This is a genomic window from Edaphobacter sp. FHG110511_03, from assembly GCF_059115365.1.
The window spans coordinates 864,518-888,808 of record NZ_JBZYWL010000001.1 but is presented as its reverse complement, the minus strand read 5'-3'; the positions used below and the strand labels follow the sequence as shown (position 1 = coordinate 888,808).

Genomic DNA, 24,291 nt, shown 5'->3' with positions numbered 1-24,291 from the left:
AGCAACCCGCGATGCGCAACCGGCTCGTCCTCCTGCTGCTGTGGTTTTTCTTCTACTCCAGCTTCCAGTTGCTTGCGCCGCCACTGCTCGACGACGCGGATTCGGTCCACGCCGAGGTCGCGCGCGAGATGCTCGTCCGCCACGACTGGACGACGCTCTACGCCAACGGGATTCGCTACCTTGAGAAGGCGCCCCTGCTCTACTGGTCGATGGCGACCAGCTTCAAAGCGTTCGGCGTCAGCACCGCCGCCGCACGTTTTCCTCTCGCCCTGACCGTCCTCGCGCTCGCCTTTGCCGTCGAAGCATTTGCTCGACGAGCGTTCCGCAAAGGAGAAGATACCGCTGCGAACGATGCACAAGCGCTCGAGCAGGCCGACCATGCCTCGGAGACAGACAGATTCGCCGCGAGAGCCGGCCTCTACGCCGGGTTGATCCTGCTTTCGAGCTTCGGGATCTTCATCTTTACCCGCATCACCATTCCCGACGCGATGGTCTGCCTCTGGCTGACGCTGGCGATCTTCTGCTACTGGATCACCGAGCAGCAATCACAGCCAGGCAGTCTGCCCTGCTTTGGCTTCGCCGTCTGCTGTGCCTTGAACGTTCTAACCAAGGGATTGATCGGCATCGTCTTCCCCATCGGGATCGTGCTGTTGCATCTCCTCCTCACGCGCGGTTTTCGTGGAACCATGTCACGGCTGAGCCAGCTTCACCCATTCGCCAGCCTTCTCGTCTTCCTCGTCGTCGCCGCACCCTGGCACATCTTCATCGGCCTGGACAACCCGGCCCAGGGACATCCAGGAAGCATCCACTTCGCCAACGGCCACTGGATCGTGCCGCAGCCGACCGACGGAAACGTCCACGGTTGGACCTGGTTCTATTTCGTCAACGAGCACCTGCTGCGCTACCTGAACCTTCGCGTTCCCCGCGACTACGATACCGTGCCGCTCCTCCTCTTCTGGGGACTGCTTCTCATCTGGCTGATGCCGTGGAGCGCGTTCGTCTTCCATGCCGTAGCGCAGATCGAGGCTCGCGCCGCACTCGCTGCCTCTCCGCTCTTCGCACGCTGGAGATGGCTGCAACGGCGATTGAATCCCGAGGAGCAGAGCGTATACCTTTCGCCGACCGAGAGCGCCATGCTGCTGCTCGGCATCTGGGCCGCGGTCCCGATGCTCTTCTTCTCGTTTTCAACGCGACAGGAGTACTACGTTCTTCCTGCGCTTCCGGCGCTGATCGTGCTGATTGCGATATGGCTCTCCCGTGAGACCGAGGAGGCCGAAGCGTTCACGGTACCCAACCGCTTCGCCAGCGCAGGACAACGCATTGCGGTGGTCTTGCTCCTCCTCGGCTCGCTCGCCGCCTTCGCCGCACTCTTCTTCATCGTGCACACTCAGCCAGCCGATCCCAATGCCGACCTGGCCAGCCTGCTGCAACAGAACCCCGGGGAGTATGCTCTCTCCTTCGGCCACTTCCTCGATCTGAACGCGAAGGCGATGGGAGCCTTTCGCCAGCCGCTTGCCCTGACCGCATTCTCGTTGTTTGCAGGAACCCTCGCGAGCTGCCTGCTGCGACGCGCTTACCGGCCGCACGCCGCGAACCTGTGGCTCGCCGGCGGAGCCTTCGGGTTCCTTTTGGCGGCTCACCTCGGCCTGCAGATCTTCTCGCCGGTCCTGACCTCGAAACAGCTCGCCGATGTGATCGCCCCCGTCCTCAAACCCAATGACATTCTCGTAATCCACGGCGAGTATGAAGCAGGCAGCACGCTTGGGTTCTACCTGAAGCGGGATGACCTGCATATCTTTGAGGGGCGGAGCTCCAACCTCTGGTATGGAAGTTTTTTTCCGGACGCCCCGGCAATCTTCGAGAGCCCCTCTTCGCTGGCCCTGGAATGGACCGGCACTCGCCGCGTCTTCCTATGGCAGGACGTGACCCAGCCGCTTCCGAAGCTTCACGGGAGAAGCTATCTGCTGATGCAGAGCGGAGGAAAAGAGATCCTCAGCAATCGTCCGAATTGATCCTGCTTCTGAGGCGATGCAGATTCCGAGCAGGTTGTCCTACTCCTGAATTGAGAGAGGCATCCGCCAAAAAAAAATGCGGCCCGAAGGCCGCTTTATCGTTTGAAACAACTTGGTTCCTACCAGAGACCCCAGGCGCGGCTCATGTAGTCGCTCAGCGTCATGGTGATGAGGATCAGGAAGGTAAAGAATCCGGCTGCGACGGTCATCTTGATCAGCTTGGACTGAAAGATGACATGCATGAAGAACAGGATGACGATGACTGCCTTGATGCAGGCGATCGCGACCGCGATGATCGGATTGAAGATATGAAGGTCGACGAAGGCCGCTGCTACCGTGATACCGGTAAAGACCAGCAGCGTGATGTAGACCGCGATGTAGGTTCCCGGCTGAACAACATGGTGTTCAGCGTGTTCCGGATTGGTTATGTTGGCCGGGTCATGATGTTGAGACGACATGATCTTCTCCTTATGGCGCGGCTACGAGCCGGGATGACGGTTAATCAGATAGAGCAGTGGGAAGAGAAAGATCCACACAATATCGACGAAATGCCAATACAAGGCGAAGTTCTCGATGGGAGCGACATATCCTGCCGTAAAGTCTCCTCGCTGGGCCCTTGCGGTCAGCCAGAACAGCAGCACGATCCCAATGATCATATGTAGGGCGTGCATGCCGGTCATGGCGAAGTACAGCGAGAAGAAGACCTGGGTCTTCTGAGCCATGTCTGGAGATAACGGCTGTTCGGACGGCTTCCCGGTCTTCGGATTCAGCGGGGGATTCACGAACTCCGAGATATCGAAGCTGGCTCCCGGGATGTGGTGCTTCTCCCACTTCTCCTTGTACTCAAAGTACTTCACACCGAGGAAGACGCAGCCGGAGACAATGGTCAGAATGAGGAAGATGACCAGCAGGCCCTTCTTGCGAACCTCCGCTGCCCAGACGCCCAGCGCCATGAAGAATCCCGAGGTGATCAGGACGCCCGTATTCACGGTTCCAAGCGGAATGCTTAGCTGGTTCGACGCCGCCACGAAGGCGGGGTTGTACCAGTTGCGATAGAGCAGGTAGGCGAAGAACAGCCCGCCGAAGAACATGATTTCGGTGAGGAGGAAGAGCCACATGCCGAAGGTCCCGGCCTCGCGCTGCTGCTCTTCCGTCTCGAAGTGGTGACGGTGCTGCGGCAGGGAGACGTGGTGCTCTTCTGCGTGGGTGTCGTGTGCTACTGCGATCGCGTTATCCAACGGTCGTCACCTCTTGTTCGGTCTTGTGGGCGAGCCACTCATAGTCATAGGCTTCATAGTCGATGACCGGCGTCTCGATGAAGTTCTCCGTCAGCGGCGGCGACTGGATCTGCCACTCAAGACCGGTTGCCTGCCAGGGATTGTTGCCCGCGATGGCGCCATACTTCAGCGACCAGGCCAGGTAGATCAAGGGCAGCAGGAAGCCGATGCCAAGCACGGTCGCCCCGGCGGTCGAGAGCACGTTGAGCACCTGATACTCCGCCGGATAAGCGTGATACCGGCGCGGCATGCCGAGGTATCCCAGGATGAACTGCGGCATGAAGGTCAGGTTGAAGCCGATAAAGCTGGTCACCGCGGAGAGCTTGGAGAGCGACTCCGGGTACATGCGGCCCGTCATCTTCGGCCACCAGAAATGGATACCGGAGAGGAAGGCCATCAACATACCGCCCACCATGACGTAGTGGAAGTGCGCGACGATGAAGTAGGTTTCGGTGAGATGGATGTCCATGCCGAGGGCGGCAAGGAAGACTCCCGTCAGGCCGCCGATGGTGAACAGTCCGATGAACGCAAAGGCGTAGAGCATCGGAGTCTCAAAGGTGATCGACCCCTTCTGGAGGGTGAAGGCCCAGTTGAAGACCTTGATTGCCGAAGGAACCGCCACGAGCATCGTCAGCAGCGAGAAAACCAGCGCCGAGTAGTTGGAGACACCCATGATGAACATGTGGTGCTCCCAGACGAAGAAGCCGAAGACCGCGATGGCAACCGAGGAGAAGGCGACCGCCGTGTAGCCGAAGACGCGCTTGCGGCTGAAGGTCGAGATGACCTCCGAGATGACGCCCATGCCCGGGAGAATCATGATGTAGACGGCCGGGTGGGAATAGAACCAGAAGAGATGCTGGAAGAGCAGCGGATCGCCGCCGAGTTTCGGATCGAAGACTCCGATGTGAATCGTGCGCTCAAGCACCACCAGGACCAGGGTGATTGCCAGAACCGGAGTTCCGAGCACCATCAGAATGGAAGCCGCATAGTTGGACCAGACGAACAGCGGCATGCGGAACCAGGTCATCCCCGGAGCGCGCATCCGGTGGATGGTCACGATGAAGTTCAGGCCAGTGAAGATGGACGAGAAACCAATGATGAAGACACCGAGACCGGCTGTGACTACGTGCGTGTTCAGGTAGTGGGTCGAGAGCGGAGTGGTGAAGGTCCATCCGGTATCGACGCCACCGAGCACCAGGGCTGCGAGGGTGAAGATTCCGCCCACCATGTAGAGATACCAGCTCAATAGGTTGACCTTCGGGAAGGCCAGATCCTTGGCCCCGATCATGATCGGGATCAGGAAGTTCCCTATGGTCGCCGGAACCGAGGGCACCAGGAAGAGGAACACCATGATGATGCCGTGCATCGAGAAGAGCTTGTTGTAGGTATCCGAGGCCACCAGATCCGGCTGGGGCGTCAGCAGCTCCAGGCGAATGAGCGCGGCGAAGGCTCCGCCGATGAAGAAGAAAAACGTGATCGAGACGAGATACAGCATGGCGATACGCTTGTGGTCGCCTGTAAGCAGCCAGCTGAGAAGACCATCTTCCGCATTAATGTAGTTCTTCTTCGGAATGGTCGCCGTCCTCTGATCCGGAAGGTTGACGATGGTACTGGTACTCATGGCTTCACCACCTCTGGCGTCATCGGCGCCGCTTGGTTGGACTCAGACGTGGTCAGCGTCTGCTGCACACGGTAGTTCGTCTTGAGGGCCTTCAGGTACTCCACCAGATCGATCAGGCCCTCTTCGCTGATCTGCCCCTGGTAGGTGGGCATGATGGGCGCATATCCCGCCATCGCGTGCTGCGAAGGATTCAGGATCGCGTCTCGGAGAAAGGCTTCGTTGACCAGAACCTCAGATCCATTGGCCATCCGCAGCTTCGAGCCATAGACACCGGCCAAGCTCGGACCACGCGCTGCCGCGTTGCCGCTGTGGCAGGCGTTGCAGCCCATGCTGGCGAAGAGGCGTTCGCCGTTCTGCGCCAGCGACATTCCGCTGGTCGAGCCCTCGGTCCACTTCTTGTAATCCTCGGGGGTCAGCACGGTGACCTCACCGATCATGCCTGAGTGCTTGGTGCCGCAGTACTGGGTGCAGAAGATGTGATAGGTCCCCGGCGTGGTGGCTTCGAACCAGACGGTCGAGTAGCGGCCCGGGATGACTTCACGCTTCACGCGAAAGTCAGGAATCGAGAAGCTATGGAACACGTCCTGCGAGATCATCGTCAGCTGAATGGGCTGGCCGGTGGGAACATGCAGGCTGTTGATCTCGTGCTGCCCGCCGGGGTGCTCAGCCTTCCACATCCACTGCTTGCCGACCACGTAGATGTTCATCGCGTTGGTGGGAGGGTTGTAGATACGGAAGTAGAGCAACGCGCCCCAGACGAAGACCACGAGGAACAGCGCCAGAGGAATGATGGTCCAGGTGGCCTCAAGCAGTGTTGAGCCCTCTACCTGGGTAGCAACGGGATTGCGCTCCTTGCGATAGCGGACCGAGAAGCCAAAGACCAGCGCGCCCACCAGCACCAGTCCGACGATGGTGATCAGCAGAAGAAAGAAGTAGAGCGCGTCGGCATAAGGCGCAATCGTCGACGCCTCGCGCGGAAAGAGCGCTGAGTTCGTGAGCCACTTCACCAGAAACTGCCACAGTACGGGACTGATATGCATCGTTACCCTTTATCCATTCTCTTTCTTCGTCAAATCGTGGTCGCGTCCGATCTTCAGGTCTCTGCGGAACATCAGGAACATGAAGCCACCCAGGCCGGCCATTGTTACCACACCGCCCAGCTGCACCACCCGTGCAATGATCAGCGAGTGTTTGTTGGACTGGGGATCGTAGTGATAGCAGTAGGTCAGAATGTTCGCAACCGGAGAGCCGATCTTGTTGCCGGAGGCTTCGACCAGCCCCAGCAAAATGTCTTTGGGCGAGTACTCAACCCCGAGGTAATACTGCGCGAGCTTCCCTTCCGTGGTTACGACCTCGATGGAGCTGGCGTGCGCAAACTGGGTGAGCTTGCCGTCCGGTCCGGGCACGCGAACATAGCCGAAGCCGGTCGCATCCGTCACGCGGTCGATGGACGGGCGCTGTCCGGTAAGGAAGTGCCATCCGGAGGCGGTTTCGGGCTTGCCGTAGCGCTTTACGTAGTAGGCCTTCTTCTTGGCCGCGATCTCGGGGGTCTCACTGGGATCGATCGAGATGACGACCACGTCGAAGTCCTTGCCCGGAGTCAGCTTCACCATCTCAAGCGCGCCGGCCAGCCCGTCCAGCTCTTCTGAGCAGAGCATCGGGCAGTTGTAGTAGACCAGCGTAAGGATCGCGGGATGTTTGCCGAAGTAGTCTCCCAGGCGAACGGTCTTGCCGGTGTCATCGACGAACTGGGCATCCAGCGGAAGCGGCTGGTTCAGACGCTGCGTAACGCCGACCTTCTGAAGGACCTGCGGCAGCTGGTCGCCGGAGTTTTCCCCGGTCTGTTTGTCCCCGTAGCTCGCGACCTGGGCGACAAGAGGGGAACACAGCAACGCGCAGCCGAGCACGGCCATCGCCGCTGCCTGCCATCCGCTCCGTGTTGTGTGCCGCTCCATCATTGCCTGGTTCCTGGTCCGTCTCTCGGGGTTCTTCATACTTCTATTTTAAGGCTGCTCGCCTGCCATCGCCGATTACCGGACGGGCTTGAGCTCTGCGTGGGCAGCCTCTTCGGCCCTGCCGAAGTCCATCTTCTGTTTACGCGCCTCGATCTCCTCCAACTCGACACCGGTACGCGCAAAGCCGTCGGTCAAAGGATCCTGGATCTGCGGCTCCGCATCTCCCGCCATCCTGACCTCGGTCCCTGCCGGGCTTGCGTGCACAGGAAGGCCACGCTGCGCGACGAGCTCCATGGCCCGCTCGATCGGGATGCGGATTCCCGGCTGGCCGGGAGTGCTGCTGTAGTGGTCCAGCATCAGGTCTTCCCTTGCGTGCAGGTCCGCGGTCTGCTGACTATCGTCGTCGGGGTTGACGCGGGGCTCCGGAAAGCTGGCCGTCACCTGTTGCAGCTCACGCTGCTGCATCTCCGGATTGCTCGCCAGGTTTTGACGCTTTTCCGGAGTGGATTTTCCCTCCGCCAGCTGATGCCACTTGTCCGGCGGTCCATCCGACTTCTGCAGAGCGCTGTTGATGACCTTGCCCATCAGGAAGCAGAAGATAAAGAAGACGAAGACCGAGCCCGCCAGGCCGGAGAGGAAGACCACGACGCCGTTGACGTTGACGTCGGTCGTCTCGTAGCCCGGGTCCTCCGGAGTGTGGGCATGGGGATCGTGCAGGGCCGATTTTTTCGGATCGTGTTCGTTAGTGGGCATGTTCGGGCTCCAGCATCTCTTCCAGGTGCGGGTCGTTGACGTTCATCAGAGGACGCTTCATCAGTTCGGTGAGGTAGTAGGCTCCCCAGATGGACAGGACAGCGACCGGGACCGTGATGTAGGCAAGAATTCCAAGGTTTCCCGACAGGTGCAGATTGCCGGCAGCATCTGAGAAGTTCGGCTCAATCAGCCAGAACATATCCAGGCAGCGGGCAAAGATCATGAAGCTGGTCAGCCAGATCATCTTCGACTTATTCCGCTTCAGATCGCGCGAGAGCAGCAGGGTAAACGGAATCAGCCAGTGGCAGATGAAATCGAGCGAGCAGATGGTCCACCATCCTCCATGGATGCGGGCCAGATACCATGGAATCTCGTCCGGAACGTTCCCCGACCAGATGATCAGGAACTCCGCGAAGCAGAGATAGATGTTCAGCATCGTGAAAGCAAAGAGGAATTTGCCTAGGTCGTGCTGTTCGGTGACGCGCAACAGCGTCTTCATGGGCTGGTAGCGCGAGAGCAGGATCACGATCAGGATGCCGAGCGCAAGCGTCTGATAGCCCTGGCCGACCAGGAACTGGAGCCCGTAGATCGACGAGTACCAGGTTACGTCGAGAGACTTGATAAGAAGGATCGCGAGGTCAGTCATCAGGATGACGTAGATCAGGATCCCGATTCCGGAGAGGTTCTCGAACTTGATGCGCCAGAAGTCGAAGCTGGCCTGCGATCCGGCATTGGGATCGGCGTCCCGCTGCAGGGACCAGCGGTTCAACAAGGTCGTCATGAGCAGCAGGATGCCGAAGACGATCACCGTCTGCACGATGGCGGCGGACGGGCTCAGCATGGCGTGCTTGGCATCGGCCGTGAGCATCTGCTCCTGGGTCATCAACCCTTTGGCATAGGCTGCAGCGGTCGCCTGCGCGTTCGGATAAGCCGCCCACTGATAAAGGTGCTTCATGAAAAAGAGGACCGGGATCACCATGGCGGCGACCAGCCATAGGGTGCGAGACGCTGCTTCCAGCGGACGGCGCAGAAGCAGTCCCCACTTACCGCCCGAGACGTACTGCAGCATCAGCATCGCCAGCCCGCCGCCGGCAAAGCCGAACGAGACCATAAAGCCCATCAGATAGGCGCGCAGAATATGGCCGGGACCACCCTTCACCAGAAGGAAGGCCAGCGAGATCAGTGCGGCAGCCCCGCCGACGATCAGCAGACGTGTCCGCCAGGCCTTGATGGCCTCCTCGGGGGCGGCAAGCGATGAAGGAAGCACACGCGGCCCGTGGTCGTGGTGTCCTGCGTCTCCGTGATGTTCGTGTCCAAGTGACATGCGTTTTCAGGCCTTCATTCGGAAGCTTCCGAGATTACTGCTTTGGTGCTGCTCCAGGGGTTGTCGCGGGTTGCTTGGCCGCGGGCTGGGTTGGGACCGGCTTTGCAGAGTCCGCGCCCGGCGCGGGAAGCACAAGGGGTTGATCATTGGGCGTTCCGGTCACCGCTGTAGCTGGGACATGCCACTCCTTGATAAAGGAGGCGGGCATGCCTTCACGCTCGGCGATATCCGTCAGCGGCTCGACATGGGCTCCGGAAGGAACATCGGCCTGGGTCGCCTTCTGGCTGAGTTGAAGTGCGCGGATGTAGGCGGCGATAGCCCAGCGGTCGGCGGGTGCCACCTGTGCCGAGTAATCCGGCATGGCGCCATAGCCATTGGTGATTACGTGGAAGAAGTGACCGAGCGGGGCCGACTCCAGCCTCGACGTGTGGAAGTCCCCGGCCTTGGCATAACCGCGCTGCACAATCATTCCTTCGCCGTTTCCAACACGCGAATGGCAGGGGGTGCAGTAGACGTTGTAACGCTCCTGGCCGCGCTCGAGCACCTGCGCAGTAACCGGGAAGGGAAGACCGTCGCCTTCCTTGCCATCGACCATGCCGGTATAGAAATAGGCGTCCTGATGAAGCTGTTCCCGGGCCACGGTGTTTTCCGCCTGCGGACGCGCGGAGCGGCCATCGGCGTACAACGTGGTCCCGCGCTGGGGGAAGAACTTGGGCTGGTCGTGCATGTCCTGACGGCAGCCGACCGTCGCCGCAAGCGCGATCGTAGCTACCAGAGACATCTTCAGCCTCACGGGTGTGCTCTGGGTATTAATGGTCCACCTCCACCACGGAGACCGCGTGAAACTGCTCGAGAAATGCCCTGGTTCCAGCTGGAGAAAACTGGGGATCGACAGCCTCGAGGCACAGGAAGAACTTGTCCGTCGTCGCGCCATTGCGGAAGTTGGGCGCGTTGAACAAAGGATGATAGAGCTGCGGGAGGCCGTTCAGCGCAATCATTCCGAAGCCAGCCGAAAGTCCAGCGAACAGAATCGTCCACTCGTAGGCGGGAATAATGAACGCCGGCCACGAGAACAGCGGACGCCCCGCGATGTTCAGCGGATAGGCCCAGACCGCGATCCAGGTCTGCATCAGGAAGGCCGTGGTCACACCCATCAGACCGCCGAGCAGGCAGATCAGGGGAACGCGGTTCTTGTGGAACTCGAGAGCCTCGGCGGCCTCTTCGACCGGGTAGGGTGTGTAGCACTCCATGCGGCGATAGCCGGCGCGGCGCGCCTCTTCCGTGGCTGTCACTAGTTCGCCGGGAGTGTTGAACTCCGCCAGCAGGCCGTAGATTCCTTCTCTGCGCGGCATTAGCTCATCTCCTCGCTTGTGGTCTCAGCGGTCTTGCCACCGCGTGTGATTTTGGTCTGCGGCAGCATCATCCGGATCTCGGACATCGGGATCATCGGGAGGAAGCGCACAAACAGGAGGAACAGCATGGTAAACAGTCCCCATGTTCCGATGAAGAGCATGTAGTCCCATTTGGTCGCGCGGTACGTTCCCCAGCTCGATGGCAGGTACTCGCGATAAAGCGAAGTCACGACGATGACGAAGCGCTCGAACCACATGCCGATATTGACGATGAACGAGAGTACGAACAGGTAGCCCACATTCACTCGCAGCTTGCGTGACCAGAGCGTGGTCAGCGGGATCGCGATGTTCGTCAGGATCAGGATCCAGTAGCCCCACCACATTGGGCCGAACATGCGGTTCCACATCATGAAGAACTCCCAGTGGCTGGCCGAGTACCAGGCCATGAAGACTTCCATGCCGTACCCGTAAGCCACGATGGAGCCGGTCGCCAACATGACCTTCGCCATGTTGTCCAGGTGGCGTAGGGTGACCAGGTCTTCCATGTGGTAGAACTTGCGGATCGGAATCGCCAGCGTAAGCACCATGGCGAAGCCGGAGTAGACGGCGCCGGCAACGAAGTAGGGCGGGAAGATGGTCGTGTGCCATCCCGCGAGGGCCGCCACCGCGAAGTCGAAGCTGATGACTGTGTGTACCGAGAGCACCAGCGGCGTAGAGAGACCGGCCAGGAGAAGTGATGCCGTCTCATAGCGGATCCAGTGGCGCGTCGATCCGCGCCAGCCGAGCGACAGCATGCCGTAGAAGTAGCGGGCGAGCGGCAGCGTCGCGCGGTCGCGCAGCGTGCCGAAGTCCGGGATCATGCCGATGTACCAGAAGACCACCGAGATCGTCGCATAGGTCGAAACCGCGAAGACGTCCCATGCCAGAGGGCTGCGGAACTGCGGCCAGACGTTCATCGTGTTCGGGTAGGGGAAGAGCCAGTATCCCAGCCACGGACGACCGACGTGAATCAGCGGGAACATGCCGGCGCAGACGACGGCGAAGATCGTCATCGCCTCGGCGAAGCGGTTGATCGAGTTGCGCCAGGTCTGCTTGAACAGCAGCAGAATCGCCGAAATCAGCGTTCCGGCGTGGCCGATACCGATCCACCAGACGAAGTTGATGATCGCAAAGCCCCAGGCACCGGGCATCGTGACGCCCCAGATGCCGACGCCCTTTAGGAACAGCCAGGTCACTGCGACCACAACCAGCGAGGCCACACCGCCAGCCACCATCAGGCCGAAGAACCAGCCCAGCGGCGTATTCGAGGTCAAAACCAAGCCAGCGATCTTCTGCGTCACCGACTTGAAGTTGTGGCCCGGAGCGATGACCGCGTACTCGCCGGTCCGCGGATCGATCATCGGGTCATGGATGGGTTGTTTGGTCGCCATTTATGCCAGCTCCGAGTTCGGGTTGATGACGCCAGCCGTGTAGGTTGTGCGTGGACGATAGTTCAGGTCACCCAGCACCGAATAGTTGCGCTCCGTGGCTTTGCGCTTCGCAACCTTGCTCGCTGGATCGTTGGTATTGCCGAAGACGATAGCGTTGGTCGGGCATGCCTGCTGGCATGCGGTCACAATCTCGCCATCGCGGATCGCACGATTCTCCTTGTCGGCCGTAATCTTCGCGGACTCGATGCGCTGCACGCAGTAGGTGCACTTCTCCATGACGCCGCGCGAGCGCACGCTGACGTCGGGGTTGCGCATGAACTTCAGGCTCTCGGTCTCGTAGTCCGAGTACAGAAGGAAGTTGAAGCGGCGAACCTTGTATGGGCAGTTGTTCGAGCAATACCTTGTGCCCACGCAGCGGTTGTAGACCATCACATTGAGGCCTTCGGGCGTGTGCACCGTTGCGCCGACCGGGCAGACCTGCTCGCAGCCCGCGTTTTCGCAGTGCTGGCAGGCCATCGGCTGGAAGTGCGCCTTGGGAGCATGCAGGTCGCCCTCGAAGTAGGTATCGATACGCAGCCATTGCATGTTGCGGCCCACCTTGACCTGCTCGCGACCGACAACCGGGATATTGTTCTCGGCGTAGCAGCTGACGATGCAGGCATTGCAGCCGATGCAGCTGTTCAGATCAATCTCCATGCCCCACGCGTTCTGGATCTTCAAGGAAGACGGATCGGTCTTCTTGTAGTCCCAGGCATCCGGGAACATGCTGAGGTTGACTTCTTTCTGCGACTTCCAGCCAGGATCGCCATGCACAGGGTTCTCGCCCTGCGGGCCGTACCCGACCTTGTTCACCAGCGTTCCGCTGGCGCCCTCTTCGGCGAACTTAGGATTCTTTTCCGCCTCTTCCACGGTCGCGTAGCGGATGATCGACCGCTCCATCGCCTCGTGTCCTTCGAGCGAATAGGTACCTTCGGTGTCGTACTGCGGCCGCTCAAGATCATGCTGCGCGAACTTGCCGCGATGCTCCGTACTGTGAACCTTGGTCACGCAGAGGGCGTAGTAGCTTCCGGCCACCGTCTTCGCCGTAGCACCCGATGCACTCAAAGGCGCGGACGCGGTTCGCAGCGTGTAGGCGTTGAAGCCGACCCCGGAACCGACGCGACCCGACTCAACACCGCGGCCAAGGCCGAGGTAGACCGTGATCAATTCGTCAGGGTGGCCGGGAACCATCAGGATGGGAGCTGTAACCTTGCGGCCGCCCAACTCAAGCTCGATCAGGTCAGTCTCTTCCGCCTTCAGGTCGGCCATCGTCTTCATGCTGACCAGAGCGGCGTTGTCCCAGCTCAGATTCGTGACCTGCTTGGGGAGCTCCTGTAGCCAGCCGACGTTTCCAAAGCGGCCATCGTAGAGCGAGGGATCGGGGCGGAAGGAGATCTCGTAGCCAGAGCCGGAGGAAGCCGGAGCCGGGAATGCCGTGACCCGTGCGGGGACGCCGGCCTTCGGTGTGAATGCCGTGCCCTCGACCCAGCCATCGTGCAGCGCTTTGCGCCAGCCGACTGCGAAGTCTCCCTTGATATAGGTTTTCGCGTTCGCGAGTACGACATCGTAGGCAGAAGCCACCGGATCGGCCAGCAAGGCCTGGAAGACATCGTGCGCGCTCTTGCCGCCGTACATCGGATCAATCATTGGCTGGATGATCGAGAGCGTGCCATCGTAGGCCCGGGCATCGGACCAGCTCTCGAGATAGTGCGACTTGTTGATGTGCCAGGTGGAGATGGATCCGGTCTCGTCGAGATGAGTGCCCAGATGGACCGTGACAGGGATCTTCGCCATCGCATCGGCAAAGTTGAAGTCTGCTGGAGCCGAATAGATCGGATTGACACCAAGCATCACCAGCCACTGAACCTTGCCCGCATTCATGTCGGCAATCAGCGTCTTGAAGTCGGCCAATTGCTCGCTCGGAAGCGGGTTCACGGTCTCGGTGTAGACGACCGTCTTACCGACCGCACCGATCAGGGTATTGATGGCATAGGCAGCCGCGTGGACCGAGGCCGGAGCCTGTTCGCCGGGGATCACTACTGCCTTGCCATTGTTCTTCTTAAGATCACTCAGCAGCGCCGTGAAGAACTTCTGCTGCTCGGCATCCAGACCCTGCGGAGCGGATCCGTAGACCAGCGCATCGGCAAACTGGGCGATCTGGCTGGGCTTGAGAGCCAACCGGTGTTCGGCCTTGAAGCCGGTCACCGTCGGCATCGACTCGACAACATAAAGCCGGTTCAGCGTCTTGCCTTCTTCGTAGCGATGACGCTCGGCATAAGCAGCGGCCATCGGAAGGAAGCCGGGGTGAGCGATACCGCCAAGGAAATCGGCGTCGAGCGAGACGATCACATCCGCGTTCTCAAGCTTGTACTGAGCGTCGGCGTAGCTCCCGAATGCCGCCTTCGACGCGGCTCTTGAGGAGTCCTGGCTCACCGGCTCCCACTGCACCAGCTTCGCCTGGGGATACTTCGCTTGAACGGCCTTCCACTGCGCCGCCAAGGTGGGCGAAGTGATGGTCTCACTCAGAAAGTAGAGGCCCTGACCGCCGGTAAGCTTGCTCGCCGCATCCTGGAAAGTCGTCTGGAACTCTCCGTAGCTCGAACCCTGTCCACGCAGCCGAACATGCTGCGAGCGATCCGGATCGTACAGATCGAGCAGCGTTGCCTGGGTCATGGCATCCGATTTGCCTTTCGACATCGGGTGCTCGGGGTTGCCGTCTACCTTGATGGGCCGGAAGGAGTCTGACTTGATCAGCACCGGAATCGCCCCGGTGGGGAAGGGATAGGCCGTGGCAAAGTACATCGGCTTGCCCAGGATCAGGTCCTCGGGCTGCTTCACGTAGGGATAGATGGGCTCATCTGGCTGCTTGGTGCATCCAGCCAGTCCGGCTAGGGCAAAGGACGCTCCCATAACCTTGAGAAAGCCGCGTCGCGAGACTGCATCCACCCACTCGCCCGCGCCTGCCTGCCGGGGAAACTCCTCGCGCATCAACTCGTGGAACGCGGGGGTCTCGGCCAGCTCGTCCAGGTTTTTCCAGTAGCGTCGCCCGGTCTTGCCATCGAGCTTCGCCCGGACCTCGGCGAGGGTCATCTTTGCCGGCGCAATCTGTGTCACCACCTGCGCTTCTGCCTGTGTCTGTGACCTGGTATCAGCCATTGTCTCTTCTGTTCCAATCCCTGTCGTCTTCATCGGTGGCACGTCTCGCAGCTGGAGAGCTCATTCGGCGTGCGAATGTGATACTGCGCCGTCAAGTATTTGCCCAGCTCCATCTGGCTGGTGAACTTTTGATAGCTGACCGGGGTCGCCGCTCCACCTGTCTGCAGCGAAACCAGCTCAGCTCCGCCCTTGTTAGGATCGGCCTCGGTGCAGCTGACCGCATTCGCCGTCGGGCCGCCCTTTCCTGTCGATCCGCACCAGACTGGCTTACTGCTCGAGGGTCCAGCCCACGCCATGTTGTAGATCTCGGAGGTCGGACGCAGGTTCACGGCAGGATTGCGGTGGCAGTTCAGGCACCACTCCATCTGCAGCGTGTTCTGCTGATACATCAGCGGCATCTCGTCCACGCGACCATGACAACTGGCGCAGCCGATGCCCTTGTTCACATGAATTTCGTGGTTGAAATAAACGTAGTCCGGAAGGTCGTGGACACGGATCCACTGAATGGAAGCCCCCGTCGCCCAGCTCTCGCGCACCGGCTCGAGATAGTCGGCATTGGTCCAGATCTGCGCATGACAGTTGATGCAGGTCTTGGTGGGGGGAATGCCTGCATAAGCCGCCTTCTCCACTTGCGTGTGGCAGTACTGGCACTGCAAACCGAGGCCTTCGACGTGATGCTTGTGGCTGAAGGGGATCGGTTGATCCGGCCGCTGGCCCTGCCTGGTGACCCACGGGGATCGCTGCAGCTGGTTCAGGGCAACGCCGAGCGCGATGACGATCAAGCCCGTCAAAACCAGGCTCGCTCGAGCCAGCGCGTTCGAACTGCGGTCAAAAACTTGCGCCATGAGTGCTTTCCTGCTTCCTCTCCGGCGGGAGAAGGGGGTTCAAGGTTTTTTGGTTCTTTTTGGCTGCTGCGCCGACCGGAAACGCATCGGCGGTTATCGGCATCCGCTCAGTTAGCTTCCGCCTGAATTTTCGTCTCTCAGAAACTCCGAGTATAGCAGTGGAAAAAGCCATTCAAAACCCCACTGGCCGATACTCGCCTTTGATTTTCGGCGTTACGCCGATTATCGAAACGTGGGGAGCGCCCTCGAAAAAACAGCTGCACAACATCTCGTGCATCGGTGCGATGAGAGCTCTTCGCACCACAATATCTACCCTGCCCGAAAGGTATACGGCTTGTAAATCCGCACCAATTCAGTCCGAATTAGTGCAACCCATCTTCCCTGTGCCTGATAGCAAACATTGCCGTCGCAGTAGAAGCCGCTTGCCACTCTCTGCTACGGTCATGCTCATGGCTCGAAGCATCCCTCGTCCTCGTGCTCCGCAGTACGACTCCGATACTGCGATCGCGCAACTCTCCGCAGCCGATCCAAAGCTGGGCCGCCTGATCGCTCGAGCCGGCCCCTTTACGTTGCGCCTCGCCAGCGCGCAGTCTCCCTTCGAAGCACTCGTCGAATCGATCATCTATCAGCAGCTTCATGGCAAGGCCGCGGCGACGATCCACAAACGCGTGCTGGAGAGCTTCCACGACGTCTGCGGAATCGGAGTTCATCCCTCCGCGCAGCACCTGCTCGATTGCCCCAACGAGCAGCTTCGCACCGCCGGACTCTCGCACAACAAGATGCTCGCCCTACGCGATCTGGCCGCCAAGACGGTTGATGGAACCGTGCCGACTCTGGCGCGGATCCGCCGCATGTCCGACGAGGACATCATCGAACACCTCACGCAGGTTCGCGGCATTGGCCGCTGGACGGTCGAGATGTTCCTGATCTTCCGGCTGGGCCGACCCGATGTCTTTCCGGTCTCGGACTACGGGATACGCAAGGGATTCGCACTTACCTTCCAGGGACTGAAGCCCACGGTAAAGGTCACGCCGGCCGACCTTCCAACTGCGGAGGTGATGCACAAACGGGGGCGCCGGTGGGCTCCCTGGCGATCGATCGCGAGTTGGTACATGTACCGCGCCTGCGATCTGGCAAATGGGACTGGCACTCCCAGGCCGGGCGACACGAAGTCATAGATCCCTCGCGCTCCACATCGATCGAATGTTTCTTTCCGGGATGACTTTTAGAACTCATTCAGGCCTGCGTCAAAGTCTGATGAAAATTGTTTCTGCGCTTCACTCTCGTTTGTGATTTCCTTAGCCAACCCAACCCCGAGGGGCCCGATAGTCTCTAAGGTGACAGATGGCGACACCTGAACAATCTCCGAGGTCTTCTGAGGTCCCCTTCACGGACCGGTACGTCTGTATTCACGGGCACTTCTACCAGCCGCCCCGCGAGAACCCCTGGCTCGAGACGGTGGAGATCCAGGACTCGGCCGCGCCGTATCACGACTGGAACGATCGCATCACGGCCGAATGCTACGCGCCCAATGGAGCCTCCCGCATCACCGATACGGAGAACAAGATCGTCCGCATCATGAACAACTACTCGTGGATCAGCTTTAACTTTGGACCCACGCTGCTGAGTTGGCTCAATGACTTCGCACCTCGCGTCTATCGCATGATCCTCGATGCGGACCGCGCCAGCGCGCATCATAACGACGGTCACGGATCCGCAATCGCGCAGGTGTACAACCACATCATCATGCCGCTCGCCAACGAGCGCGATGCCCGCACCCAGATTCGATGGGGCATCTACGACTTTGAGCACCGCTTCGGACGCAGGCCCGAAGGTATGTGGCTGTCGGAGACCGCCGCCAACCGCACCGTCCTCGACCTGATGGCCCAGGAGGGCATCCTCTTCACCATCCTGGCACCGCATCAGTCCGCACGAGTTCGCCCCTTGGCCGCGGCGATGCCTGTGGCAGCCGCAAGCGATGGGGCAAAACCCGGGGCTTCGCTTGAAAAAATTCCCTGGACCGAGACGGTCGATGCCTCCGTCGATACCAGGCACCCTTACAGGGTTGCCCTCGATGAGGGCCGATCCATCACGGTCTTTTTCTATAACGGTCCGAGCTCCCGAGCCATCGCATTCGAAGGGTTGCTCAACAGCGGCGTGAGCTTCGGAGAGCGGCTTCTTGCCGGATTCGGGGAGGAATCGGAGGCCACCAGAGAAGAACCCGCGCTGCTCTCCGACGTCGCCACGGATGGGGAGAGCTACGGCCATCACCACAGACATGGAGAGATGGCGCTCTCCTACGCGATTCACTGGCTTGAGGACGGGCGACGGGCCCAGCTGATCAACTACGCAGCTTTTCTCGCAAAGTACCCTCCCCGCTGGGAGGCCGAGATCGTCGACGACACCTCCTGGAGCTGCGCCCATGGCGTCGAACGCTGGCGCTCCAACTGCGGATGCAACAGTGGAGGCCGCCCGGGCTGGAACCAGGAGTGGCGGGCTGCCCTGCGGGTGGCGCTCGACCAGCTTCGGGATGCGACCATTCCCCTGACCGAGAAGCTTTCGTGCACGCTCTACAAGGATCTCTGGGCCGCGCGTGATGCCTACATCAGCGTGATTTTGGACCGATCCCGCCCCAACATCGACGCCTTCTTCGCGAAACACGCCTCCCACGAACTCTCGCAGGCGGAACGCATCACCGCTCTCGAACTGATGGAGCTGGAGCGCCACATCCAGCTGATGTACACCAGCTGCGGCTGGTTCTTTGACGAGGTCTCGGGAATCGAGACGGTTCAAGTCATCGCCTACGCCGCCCGGGTTCTTCAGCTTGCTGCGCGTCTCTTTGGCAAACCAGGCGAGGTTCTGGAGGCAAAATTTCTCGATGTTCTTGCGACGGCCAACAGCAACCTGCCGGAGATCGGCAACGCTGCGGAGGTCTACAAGCGTTTCGTGACCGGAATGAAGATCGGCCTCGAAGAGGTTGGCGCTCATTACGCCATTAGCTCCATCTTCCGCTCCTATCCGGAACAGGGAGAGCTGTTCTGCTACAACGTCCGCAGGCAGAGCCACCAGGTCTTCAGCTCAGGGCGAGGGAGGGTCGCGCTCGGTGCTGCGTGGATCGACTCCCGCATCACCGAGGAGACCGAGGAGATCTGCTTTGCCGTACTGCATCTGGGCGACCAGAACCTCTCCGCAGCGGTAAAACGCTACGACTCCTCTGATCCCGCGCAGGTCGCGGCCTTCGAGACATTCTCCCGTGAAGTCTCCGAGGCCATGCGACGCGCCAATCTCCCAGAGGTCATCCGGCTGATCGACCAGCTCTTCGGAGGGATGGACTATTCGCTGCTGTCGCTCTTTGCGGACGAGCAGCATCGCATCCTCCAGGCGATCCTTACCCAGACGGTCGCGGAGATGGAAAGTTCGCTGAGCAAAATCTACGAGGATCACACCTCCCTGCTCGATTTCCTTACCGAATGCGGGATGGCACCTCCCACCGCTCTCGAAGTGGTCGCCAATTATGCCATCGGGTCGATGCTGCGGCGCGCCATCGAAGCGGAACAGTTCGAGGCCGACAACGTGCTTGCGCTGGCTCAGCGCGCCGGCGCCGAACACATTACCCTTAATACCCAGGAACTCGGCTACGAGGCGGGCCAGCGTATGAAGCGCGCCATGGTGGCGCTTGAAGCCGCTGCAGCCGGTGACGAGCCGGCAGCCAAAGTTCTTTCCGACACACTAGCGATCGCGGAAACCTTTCATCAGCTCCCCTTCGAGGTTAACTTCTGGCAGGCGCAGAACATATGGAACGATCTTCTGCGCCGCAGTGACCGTACTTATTGGACCGATAACTGGCGTGAAGACTTCCGCAAACTCGGCGAGGCAATGAATATCCGGGTGGATCAACTGGTTACGGAAGAGGGAGTCAGCGCCTTCTAGGAATTCTTCTTCGAATCCTTCCCGGAGCGATTGAACTCCGGGACATCCTTCTTAGCTCCATGATGGGGAGTTAGAAGGAAGCAGGTTTGCCCGGCATAGGCCTGAGGGCCTACCCGGCATAAAATAAGACTATGCCTATCGACCAGAACGCTCCGCTTGCCCAAGCCGATCCCGAGATCGCCGCGCAGATCGACGACGAAGTCGTCCGCCAGCACGAAGGCCTCGAGATGATCGCATCCGAAAACTTCGTCAGCCGCGCCGTGCTGGAGGCCGCCGGAACCGTCTTCACCAACAAATACGCCGAAGGCTATCCCGGCAAGCGCTACTACGGTGGCTGCGAGTTCGCGGACGTGGTCGAGAACATCGCCCGCGATCGGGCCAAACAGCTCTTTGGGGCCGAGCACGCCAACGTGCAGCCGCACTCGGGCTCGCAGGCCAACGCCGCCGCCTACATGGCGATCATCAACCCCGGCGACACCCTTCTGGGCCTCGACCTGGCGCACGGCGGCCACTTGACCCACGGGCATAAACTCAACTTCTCAGGCAAGCTCTACCGCATCGTCGGCTACCAGGTCCGCAAGGATACCGAGACCATCGACTATGACGAGCTCGAAGCGCTGGCCCTGCGCGAGAAACCCAAGGTGATTGTCGGGGGAGGCAGCGCCTACCCGCGCATCTTCGATTTCCCCCGTATGCGGGAGATCGCCGACAAGGTCGGAGCGTTTCTGATGGTCGATATGGCCCACTTCGCCGGCCTGGTCGCAGGCGGAGCGCACCCCTCGCCGGTGCCCCACGCCCACATCACGACCACCACCACCCACAAGACCCTGCGCGGACCTCGTGCCGGGCTCATCCTCTGCAAGCAGGAGCACGCCGCAGCCGTCGATCGCAGCGTCTTCCCCGGCCAGCAGGGCGGCCCACTCATGCATATCGTCGCTGCCAAGGGCGTCGCCTTCAAAGAGGCTCTTGACTCGACATTCTCGACCTATGCCCACCAGGTAGTTGCCAACGCCAAGGTTCTGGCCGAGGCTCTAGCTGGCGAGGGCTTCCGCATCATCTCCGGTGGTACCGACAATCATCTGATGCTCGTCGATGTCTTCCAGAAGGGAATCCTGGGCTCCGAGGCGGAAAATGCGCTCGGCGAAGCCGGCATCACGGTCAATAAGAACGCAATTCCTTACGACACTAACCCGCCCATGAAGCCCAGCGGGATTCGTATCGGAACTCCGGCCCTGACCACAAGGGGCATGAAGGAGGCCGAGATGCGCCGGATCGCAGGCTGGATCGCCAGCGCGCTCGACAAGCGCAATGACCCCGCGGCTCTGCGTAAGATTCGCGGCGAGGTTACTGAGCTGGCTGAACAGTTTCCGCTCTATGACTGGCTCCGTCAGCCCCAGCCCGTCGCCTGATCCGCTTCACAGCACTTCCGAGCCCGGCAGCATCTCCCCCTGAGATACTGACCGGGCTTTTCTGCTTTCGTTTACCCTGTCGGCTCCAGCGAGACTTCGTGTACATTCGGCTCGTCCATCTTAACTGTGGAGCAACTGCACCCTGTAGGCAGTGTTGATCTAATACGGAGGATTTGGCTTTCATGACCATCGAGGTCCTCACCTGGCTCATCGCGATCCCGCTGCTCGGCTTCATCACGGGCATGCGGACCATGACCCCGATGACGGTCCTCTGTTGGTTTGCCTGGCTTAAGCTCCTTCCAGTCGACGACTGGGCCGGATGGTCTGCCAAGTTCCCGGTCGCGATCGCCTTTACCGTGCTGGCCATTCTCGAGTACGTCATGGACAAGTACTCCCGGATGCCACGCCCCACACGCCCCACTGTGCTCCTCATCCGCTTCTTTTTCGGGGGCCTGGTCGGGGCCATCGTCGCCTCTTCACTGGATGCTCCGGAAGTCGAAGGCATTATCCTCGGGGTCCTCGGCTCTCTGGTGGGAGCCTTCACGGCGTATCAGCTTCGGCGCCAACTCACCCACCGCCTCGGCTGCAAGACCTGGCATGTCACTGTCAGCGAAGACTTCTTCGCCATCGCCTGTGCCATCCTCTGTATGGGCATCATTACCGGCTGAACGCACGCGAACCGCTACAATAGTCGGGGTACCCCCGGAAGGCATACGACAGGCATGAGCTGGTTCAAACGCGAAGAGAACGAGATCGTCAACGATTCCGAAAGAACGGTCCGCACCGAAGGACTGTGGGTTCGTTGCCCGAAGTGCCGCGAAGTGATCTTCAAGGCTGATCTCGAAGCCAACCTGCAGGTGTGCCCCAAGTGCGGCTATCACTTCCGCATCGGGGCCCGTGAGCGCATCAACAGCCTCCTCGAACCCGGCTATGAGCTTGTGGATCTCGACCTGCGCTCCACCGATCCCCTTGAATTCACAGACCTGAAGCCTTACAAGAAACGCCTGGAAGACGCCCGCCGGAAGACCGGCCTCAACGACGCCATCATCAACGCCTTGGGCAATATCGGCTCCCAACCGGTTGTGCTTTCGGTAATGGAGTACAGCTTCATCGGCGGTTCCATGGGCTCGGTGGTCGGAGAGACCATCGCGCGTGCGGTCGATCGCTCCCTCGAGACCCGCCATCCCCTCATCATCATCTCGGCCTCAGGGGGTGCCCGCATGATGGAGGGCATCGCCTCGTTGATGCAGCTTGCCAAGGTCTCCGCGGGCCTGGCGCGCATGGATGATGAAAAGATTCCCTACATCTCGGTGATGACCGACCCCACCACCGGTGGAGTTACGGCCAGCTTCGCCATGCTGGGCGACCTCAATATCGCCGAGCCCGGCGCGCTGATCGGCTTCGCCGGACCGCGCGTCATCGAACAGACCATCCGCCAGAAGCTTCCCGAAGGCTTCCAGCGTTCCGAGTTCCTTCTCGAACACGGTTTCCTTGACGAGATCGTCAATCGCAAAGAGATGAAGCAGTATCTTGCCCAGGCCCTTGCCTGGATGACTGGACCGACAAAGCAGACTGAAGAATCCGCCTAAGAATTACTTCGGCTTTTTCTTCATCGCAACCTTCAGCAACGCCTCACTCATCCTGGACTCTTCGCTGTTGGGAGGACAGGGTAGCGGTTCCTTGGGCACAATCCGCGCCTCGGGTTCCGGCAAAGGAACAATCGCCTTCTCACAGGATGCTGCCCGCAGATAATCGAGGGCAGTGCGGCCTTCACGGTCCTGAGCGGTGGGATCGGCTCCTGCAGCGATCGCTTCATGCAATTTGTCCGGATCGATATGTTGAGCAAGAAGCATCAGCGTCGTGACGCCATCCGCGTTACGTGCATTGATGTCAGCGCCCGCCTTCAACAGACTCTCGCTGAGCCTGCCGCCGTATGCCGCCATCATCAAGGCAGAATCGCCGTGAAGGGAGACGCGATTTACATTCGCATGCGCCTCCAGCAGAAGATCCACAGGCCGATTGTCCGAGTTCAACTCGGCGGCATACATCAATGCCGTCCATCCGCTCTCATCCGTGGCATCCACATCCACGTTCGATGCCAGGAGATGTTTCAACGCTTCATGCGTCAGTTGCCCGGTCGAAGGACTGAAGTGGAAGATCGATCGTATGAGCGCAGTCATACCGGGCTTCGGCATCAAAATATCGCGCGACATGTTCTCGAACGGCTCGAAAACAGCATCGCCGTGGATCCAGTCATGTGTGTTCGCTGTTTTATCAATAGCCCACTCAAACCGCTTCCCTGACTCGGGATTGCTCCCAAAGGAACTATTTACGTCCAGCGACTTCACATGATCGCCAATCTTCACCGTAAGGTAGTCGCCGCTCTTGAACTCCTGTGCCTCACGATCCTGGCTTAATGGAGGAGGCACAGCCGAACATCCCGACCAGAAAGAATGCGCCTGAGACTTGGAAACCAGTGCAGAAGCGGCCTGCCCAGAAATCTGTCCCCTGCCTTCTCCCTTCGTCACAACCTGATCCCTGCCATGCCATTCCACGCGGCCATCACGATAGACGCGAACCTTGTAGTCAAGGCATCCCTTCCAGCACGCACGAAAGAGTTCGACAAAATCATCCGAATCCGAACCGGAGGGAACCTGCTTCTCTTTGTCGTCCGGACAACGATCCTCGGCAGCCCCTGCAGCAGCCGGAGTTACATCGATCTTCTGGCTTCCATCGAGACTGCGCACTTCGCCCGTAACTGCCATAGCCCCCAATGGCAGAGTTATCAGATGCCCACAGCAGGGATAGTACGGCGGAGCATCAAGGTCGTCATCGAGACTCTCGTCCGCCGCACGCAGACGGAATTTATAGACCGCCTCAAAATCGCTCTGCGCATTTGGTGGCAGCGGTACCCTGAACCTCCACTCCTTGATCTGCCCTTCGACTGAAGGCTGCAATATGGGAGACCCCGATAACGTCTGGACCGAAGTCGTACGACCGTCCGAATCGATCGAAAACCTTACGACAACGTCGCCCTCCACATGCGCCGCCCGTGCAATCGGCGGATATTGAATCCTTGGCTCGGTTGCAAGAACCGGTCCTGAGGCCGTCTGGGCCGAAAGCTGCCCGACGAGCGTGGCCAGAACAATCAGGCAGCACTTAGCAGGACTCATCGTTCGGAGATTCTA

The 24,291-nt window shown here is 60.0% G+C and carries 19 protein-coding genes; 6 read left to right on the top strand and 13 right to left on the bottom strand.

Annotated elements, in window-relative coordinates; translation table 11 throughout:
• Positions 1–11: 11 nt before the first annotated feature.
• Positions 12–2,012 carry a phospholipid carrier-dependent glycosyltransferase gene (locus tag AC5S26_RS03525; protein ID WP_494184600.1) on the top strand — a complete coding sequence of 667 codons (2,001 nt, stop codon included), beginning with the start codon at positions 12–14 and terminating at the stop codon, positions 2,010–2,012.
• 119 nt (positions 2,013–2,131) lie between these two features.
• On the opposite strand, the gene AC5S26_RS03520 is transcribed toward AC5S26_RS03525, so the two are convergent.
• From AC5S26_RS03520 to AC5S26_RS03465, 12 genes are read right to left on the bottom strand one after another with little or no spacing between them, the layout of a single operon-like run.
• Entirely contained in the window at positions 2,132–2,470 is a 339-nt protein-coding gene (locus AC5S26_RS03520) for a cytochrome C oxidase subunit IV family protein (RefSeq protein ID WP_494183466.1), read from the bottom strand.
• 21 nt (positions 2,471–2,491) lie between these two features.
• Entirely contained in the window at positions 2,492–3,250 is a 759-nt protein-coding gene (locus AC5S26_RS03515; RefSeq protein WP_494183465.1) for a cytochrome c oxidase subunit 3 family protein, read from the bottom strand.
• Complete coding sequence (locus AC5S26_RS03510) at positions 3,243–4,910, bottom strand: cytochrome c oxidase subunit I (protein WP_494183464.1); 1,668 nt, start codon at positions 4,908–4,910, stop codon at positions 3,243–3,245. The genes AC5S26_RS03515 and AC5S26_RS03510 overlap by 8 nt, the downstream gene beginning before the upstream one ends.
• Positions 4,907–5,950 (bottom strand): cytochrome c oxidase subunit II, encoded by a 1,044-nt coding sequence (gene coxB, locus AC5S26_RS03505; RefSeq protein ID WP_494183463.1) that lies wholly within the window; start codon positions 5,948–5,950, stop codon positions 4,907–4,909. Before coxB ends, AC5S26_RS03510 begins: the two co-directional genes overlap by 4 nt.
• Positions 5,951–5,959: 9 nt before the next feature.
• The gene (locus AC5S26_RS03500; RefSeq protein WP_494183462.1) at positions 5,960–6,904 is read right to left on the bottom strand and encodes an SCO family protein; all 945 of its coding nucleotides are present in this window, start codon (positions 6,902–6,904) and stop codon (positions 5,960–5,962) included.
• A 36-nt stretch (positions 6,905–6,940) separates the two neighbouring features.
• The gene (locus tag AC5S26_RS03495; RefSeq protein WP_494183461.1) at positions 6,941–7,618 is read right to left on the bottom strand and encodes a hypothetical protein; all 678 of its coding nucleotides are present in this window, start codon (positions 7,616–7,618) and stop codon (positions 6,941–6,943) included.
• Positions 7,608–8,942 carry a hypothetical protein gene (locus AC5S26_RS03490; RefSeq protein ID WP_494183460.1) on the bottom strand — a complete coding sequence of 445 codons (1,335 nt, stop codon included), beginning with the start codon at positions 8,940–8,942 and terminating at the stop codon, positions 7,608–7,610. The genes AC5S26_RS03495 and AC5S26_RS03490 overlap by 11 nt, the downstream gene beginning before the upstream one ends.
• 34 nt (positions 8,943–8,976) lie before the next feature.
• Entirely contained in the window at positions 8,977–9,723 is a 747-nt protein-coding gene (locus AC5S26_RS03485; protein WP_494183459.1) for a c-type cytochrome, read from the bottom strand.
• A 28-nt stretch (positions 9,724–9,751) separates the two neighbouring features.
• Positions 9,752–10,294, bottom strand: coding sequence for a DUF3341 domain-containing protein (locus AC5S26_RS03480; RefSeq protein ID WP_494183458.1), 543 nt, complete (start codon positions 10,292–10,294; stop codon positions 9,752–9,754).
• Positions 10,294–11,724, bottom strand: a complete 1,431-nt coding sequence (gene nrfD / locus AC5S26_RS03475; RefSeq protein WP_494183457.1) for an NrfD/PsrC family molybdoenzyme membrane anchor subunit — start codon at positions 11,722–11,724, stop codon at positions 10,294–10,296. Before nrfD ends, AC5S26_RS03480 begins: the two co-directional genes overlap by 1 nt.
• Positions 11,725–14,919, bottom strand: coding sequence for a TAT-variant-translocated molybdopterin oxidoreductase (locus tag AC5S26_RS03470; protein ID WP_494183456.1), 3,195 nt, complete (start codon positions 14,917–14,919; stop codon positions 11,725–11,727).
• 29 nt (positions 14,920–14,948) lie between these two features.
• Positions 14,949–15,764, bottom strand: a complete 816-nt coding sequence (locus AC5S26_RS03465) for a cytochrome c3 family protein (RefSeq protein WP_494183455.1) — start codon at positions 15,762–15,764, stop codon at positions 14,949–14,951.
• 449 nt (positions 15,765–16,213) lie between these two features.
• Here AC5S26_RS03465 and AC5S26_RS03460 point away from each other — a divergent pair, with 449 nt between their 5' ends.
• The 5 genes from AC5S26_RS03460 (at position 16,214) to accD (ending at position 22,692) form a co-directional block, all read left to right on the top strand.
• Positions 16,214–16,942 carry a DNA-3-methyladenine glycosylase family protein gene (locus AC5S26_RS03460; RefSeq protein ID WP_494184599.1) on the top strand — a complete coding sequence of 243 codons (729 nt, stop codon included), beginning with the start codon at positions 16,214–16,216 and terminating at the stop codon, positions 16,940–16,942.
• 166 nt (positions 16,943–17,108) lie between these two features.
• A complete protein-coding gene (locus tag AC5S26_RS03455) occupies positions 17,109–19,694 on the top strand; it encodes a DUF3536 domain-containing protein (protein WP_494183454.1) in 2,586 nt (861 codons plus the stop codon).
• A 131-nt stretch (positions 19,695–19,825) separates the two neighbouring features.
• On the top strand, positions 19,826–21,103 hold the full coding sequence (glyA, locus tag AC5S26_RS03450) for a serine hydroxymethyltransferase (protein WP_494183453.1): 1,278 nt from the start codon (positions 19,826–19,828) through the stop codon (positions 21,101–21,103).
• 182 nt (positions 21,104–21,285) lie between these two features.
• Positions 21,286–21,771: a DUF4126 family protein gene (locus tag AC5S26_RS03445; protein ID WP_494183452.1), complete on the top strand. Its 486-nt coding sequence runs from the start codon at positions 21,286–21,288 to the stop codon at positions 21,769–21,771.
• A gap of 54 nt (positions 21,772–21,825) precedes the next feature.
• Positions 21,826–22,692: an acetyl-CoA carboxylase, carboxyltransferase subunit beta gene (gene accD / locus AC5S26_RS03440; protein ID WP_494183451.1), complete on the top strand. Its 867-nt coding sequence runs from the start codon at positions 21,826–21,828 to the stop codon at positions 22,690–22,692.
• 3 nt (positions 22,693–22,695) lie between these two features.
• Here the strand turns inward: accD and AC5S26_RS03435 are convergent, their stop codons facing one another.
• Entirely contained in the window at positions 22,696–24,276 is a 1,581-nt protein-coding gene (locus tag AC5S26_RS03435) for a TonB family protein (protein WP_494183450.1), read from the bottom strand.
• Positions 24,277–24,291: the final 15 nt, after the last annotated feature.

Coding starts and splice junctions, on each gene's coding strand:
- AC5S26_RS03465 (WP_494183455.1), bottom strand. CDS start 15,764: ATGGCGCAAGTTTTTGACCGCAGTTCGAACGCGCTGGCTCGAGCGAGC.
- nrfD (WP_494183457.1), bottom strand. CDS start 11,724: ATGGCGACCAAACAACCCATCCATGACCCGATGATCGATCCGCGGACC.
- AC5S26_RS03500 (WP_494183462.1), bottom strand. CDS start 6,904: ATGAAGAACCCCGAGAGACGGACCAGGAACCAGGCAATGATGGAGCGG.
- AC5S26_RS03485 (WP_494183459.1), bottom strand. CDS start 9,723: ATGTCTCTGGTAGCTACGATCGCGCTTGCGGCGACGGTCGGCTGCCGT.
- AC5S26_RS03435 (WP_494183450.1), bottom strand. CDS start 24,276: ATGAGTCCTGCTAAGTGCTGCCTGATTGTTCTGGCCACGCTCGTCGGG.
- AC5S26_RS03510 (WP_494183464.1), bottom strand. CDS start 4,910: ATGAGTACCAGTACCATCGTCAACCTTCCGGATCAGAGGACGGCGACC.
- accD (WP_494183451.1), top strand. CDS start 21,826: ATGAGCTGGTTCAAACGCGAAGAGAACGAGATCGTCAACGATTCCGAA.
- AC5S26_RS03480 (WP_494183458.1), bottom strand. CDS start 10,294: ATGCCGCGCAGAGAAGGAATCTACGGCCTGCTGGCGGAGTTCAACACT.
- AC5S26_RS03470 (WP_494183456.1), bottom strand. CDS start 14,919: ATGGCTGATACCAGGTCACAGACACAGGCAGAAGCGCAGGTGGTGACA.
- AC5S26_RS03520 (WP_494183466.1), bottom strand. CDS start 2,470: ATGTCGTCTCAACATCATGACCCGGCCAACATAACCAATCCGGAACAC.
- AC5S26_RS03490 (WP_494183460.1), bottom strand. CDS start 8,942: ATGTCACTTGGACACGAACATCACGGAGACGCAGGACACCACGACCAC.
- AC5S26_RS03445 (WP_494183452.1), top strand. CDS start 21,286: ATGACCATCGAGGTCCTCACCTGGCTCATCGCGATCCCGCTGCTCGGC.
- AC5S26_RS03455 (WP_494183454.1), top strand. CDS start 17,109: ATGGCGACACCTGAACAATCTCCGAGGTCTTCTGAGGTCCCCTTCACG.
- glyA (WP_494183453.1), top strand. CDS start 19,826: ATGCCTATCGACCAGAACGCTCCGCTTGCCCAAGCCGATCCCGAGATC.
- AC5S26_RS03525 (WP_494184600.1), top strand. CDS start 12: ATGCGCAACCGGCTCGTCCTCCTGCTGCTGTGGTTTTTCTTCTACTCC.
- coxB (WP_494183463.1), bottom strand. CDS start 5,950: ATGCATATCAGTCCCGTACTGTGGCAGTTTCTGGTGAAGTGGCTCACG.
- AC5S26_RS03460 (WP_494184599.1), top strand. CDS start 16,214: ATGGCTCGAAGCATCCCTCGTCCTCGTGCTCCGCAGTACGACTCCGAT.
- AC5S26_RS03495 (WP_494183461.1), bottom strand. CDS start 7,618: ATGCCCACTAACGAACACGATCCGAAAAAATCGGCCCTGCACGATCCC.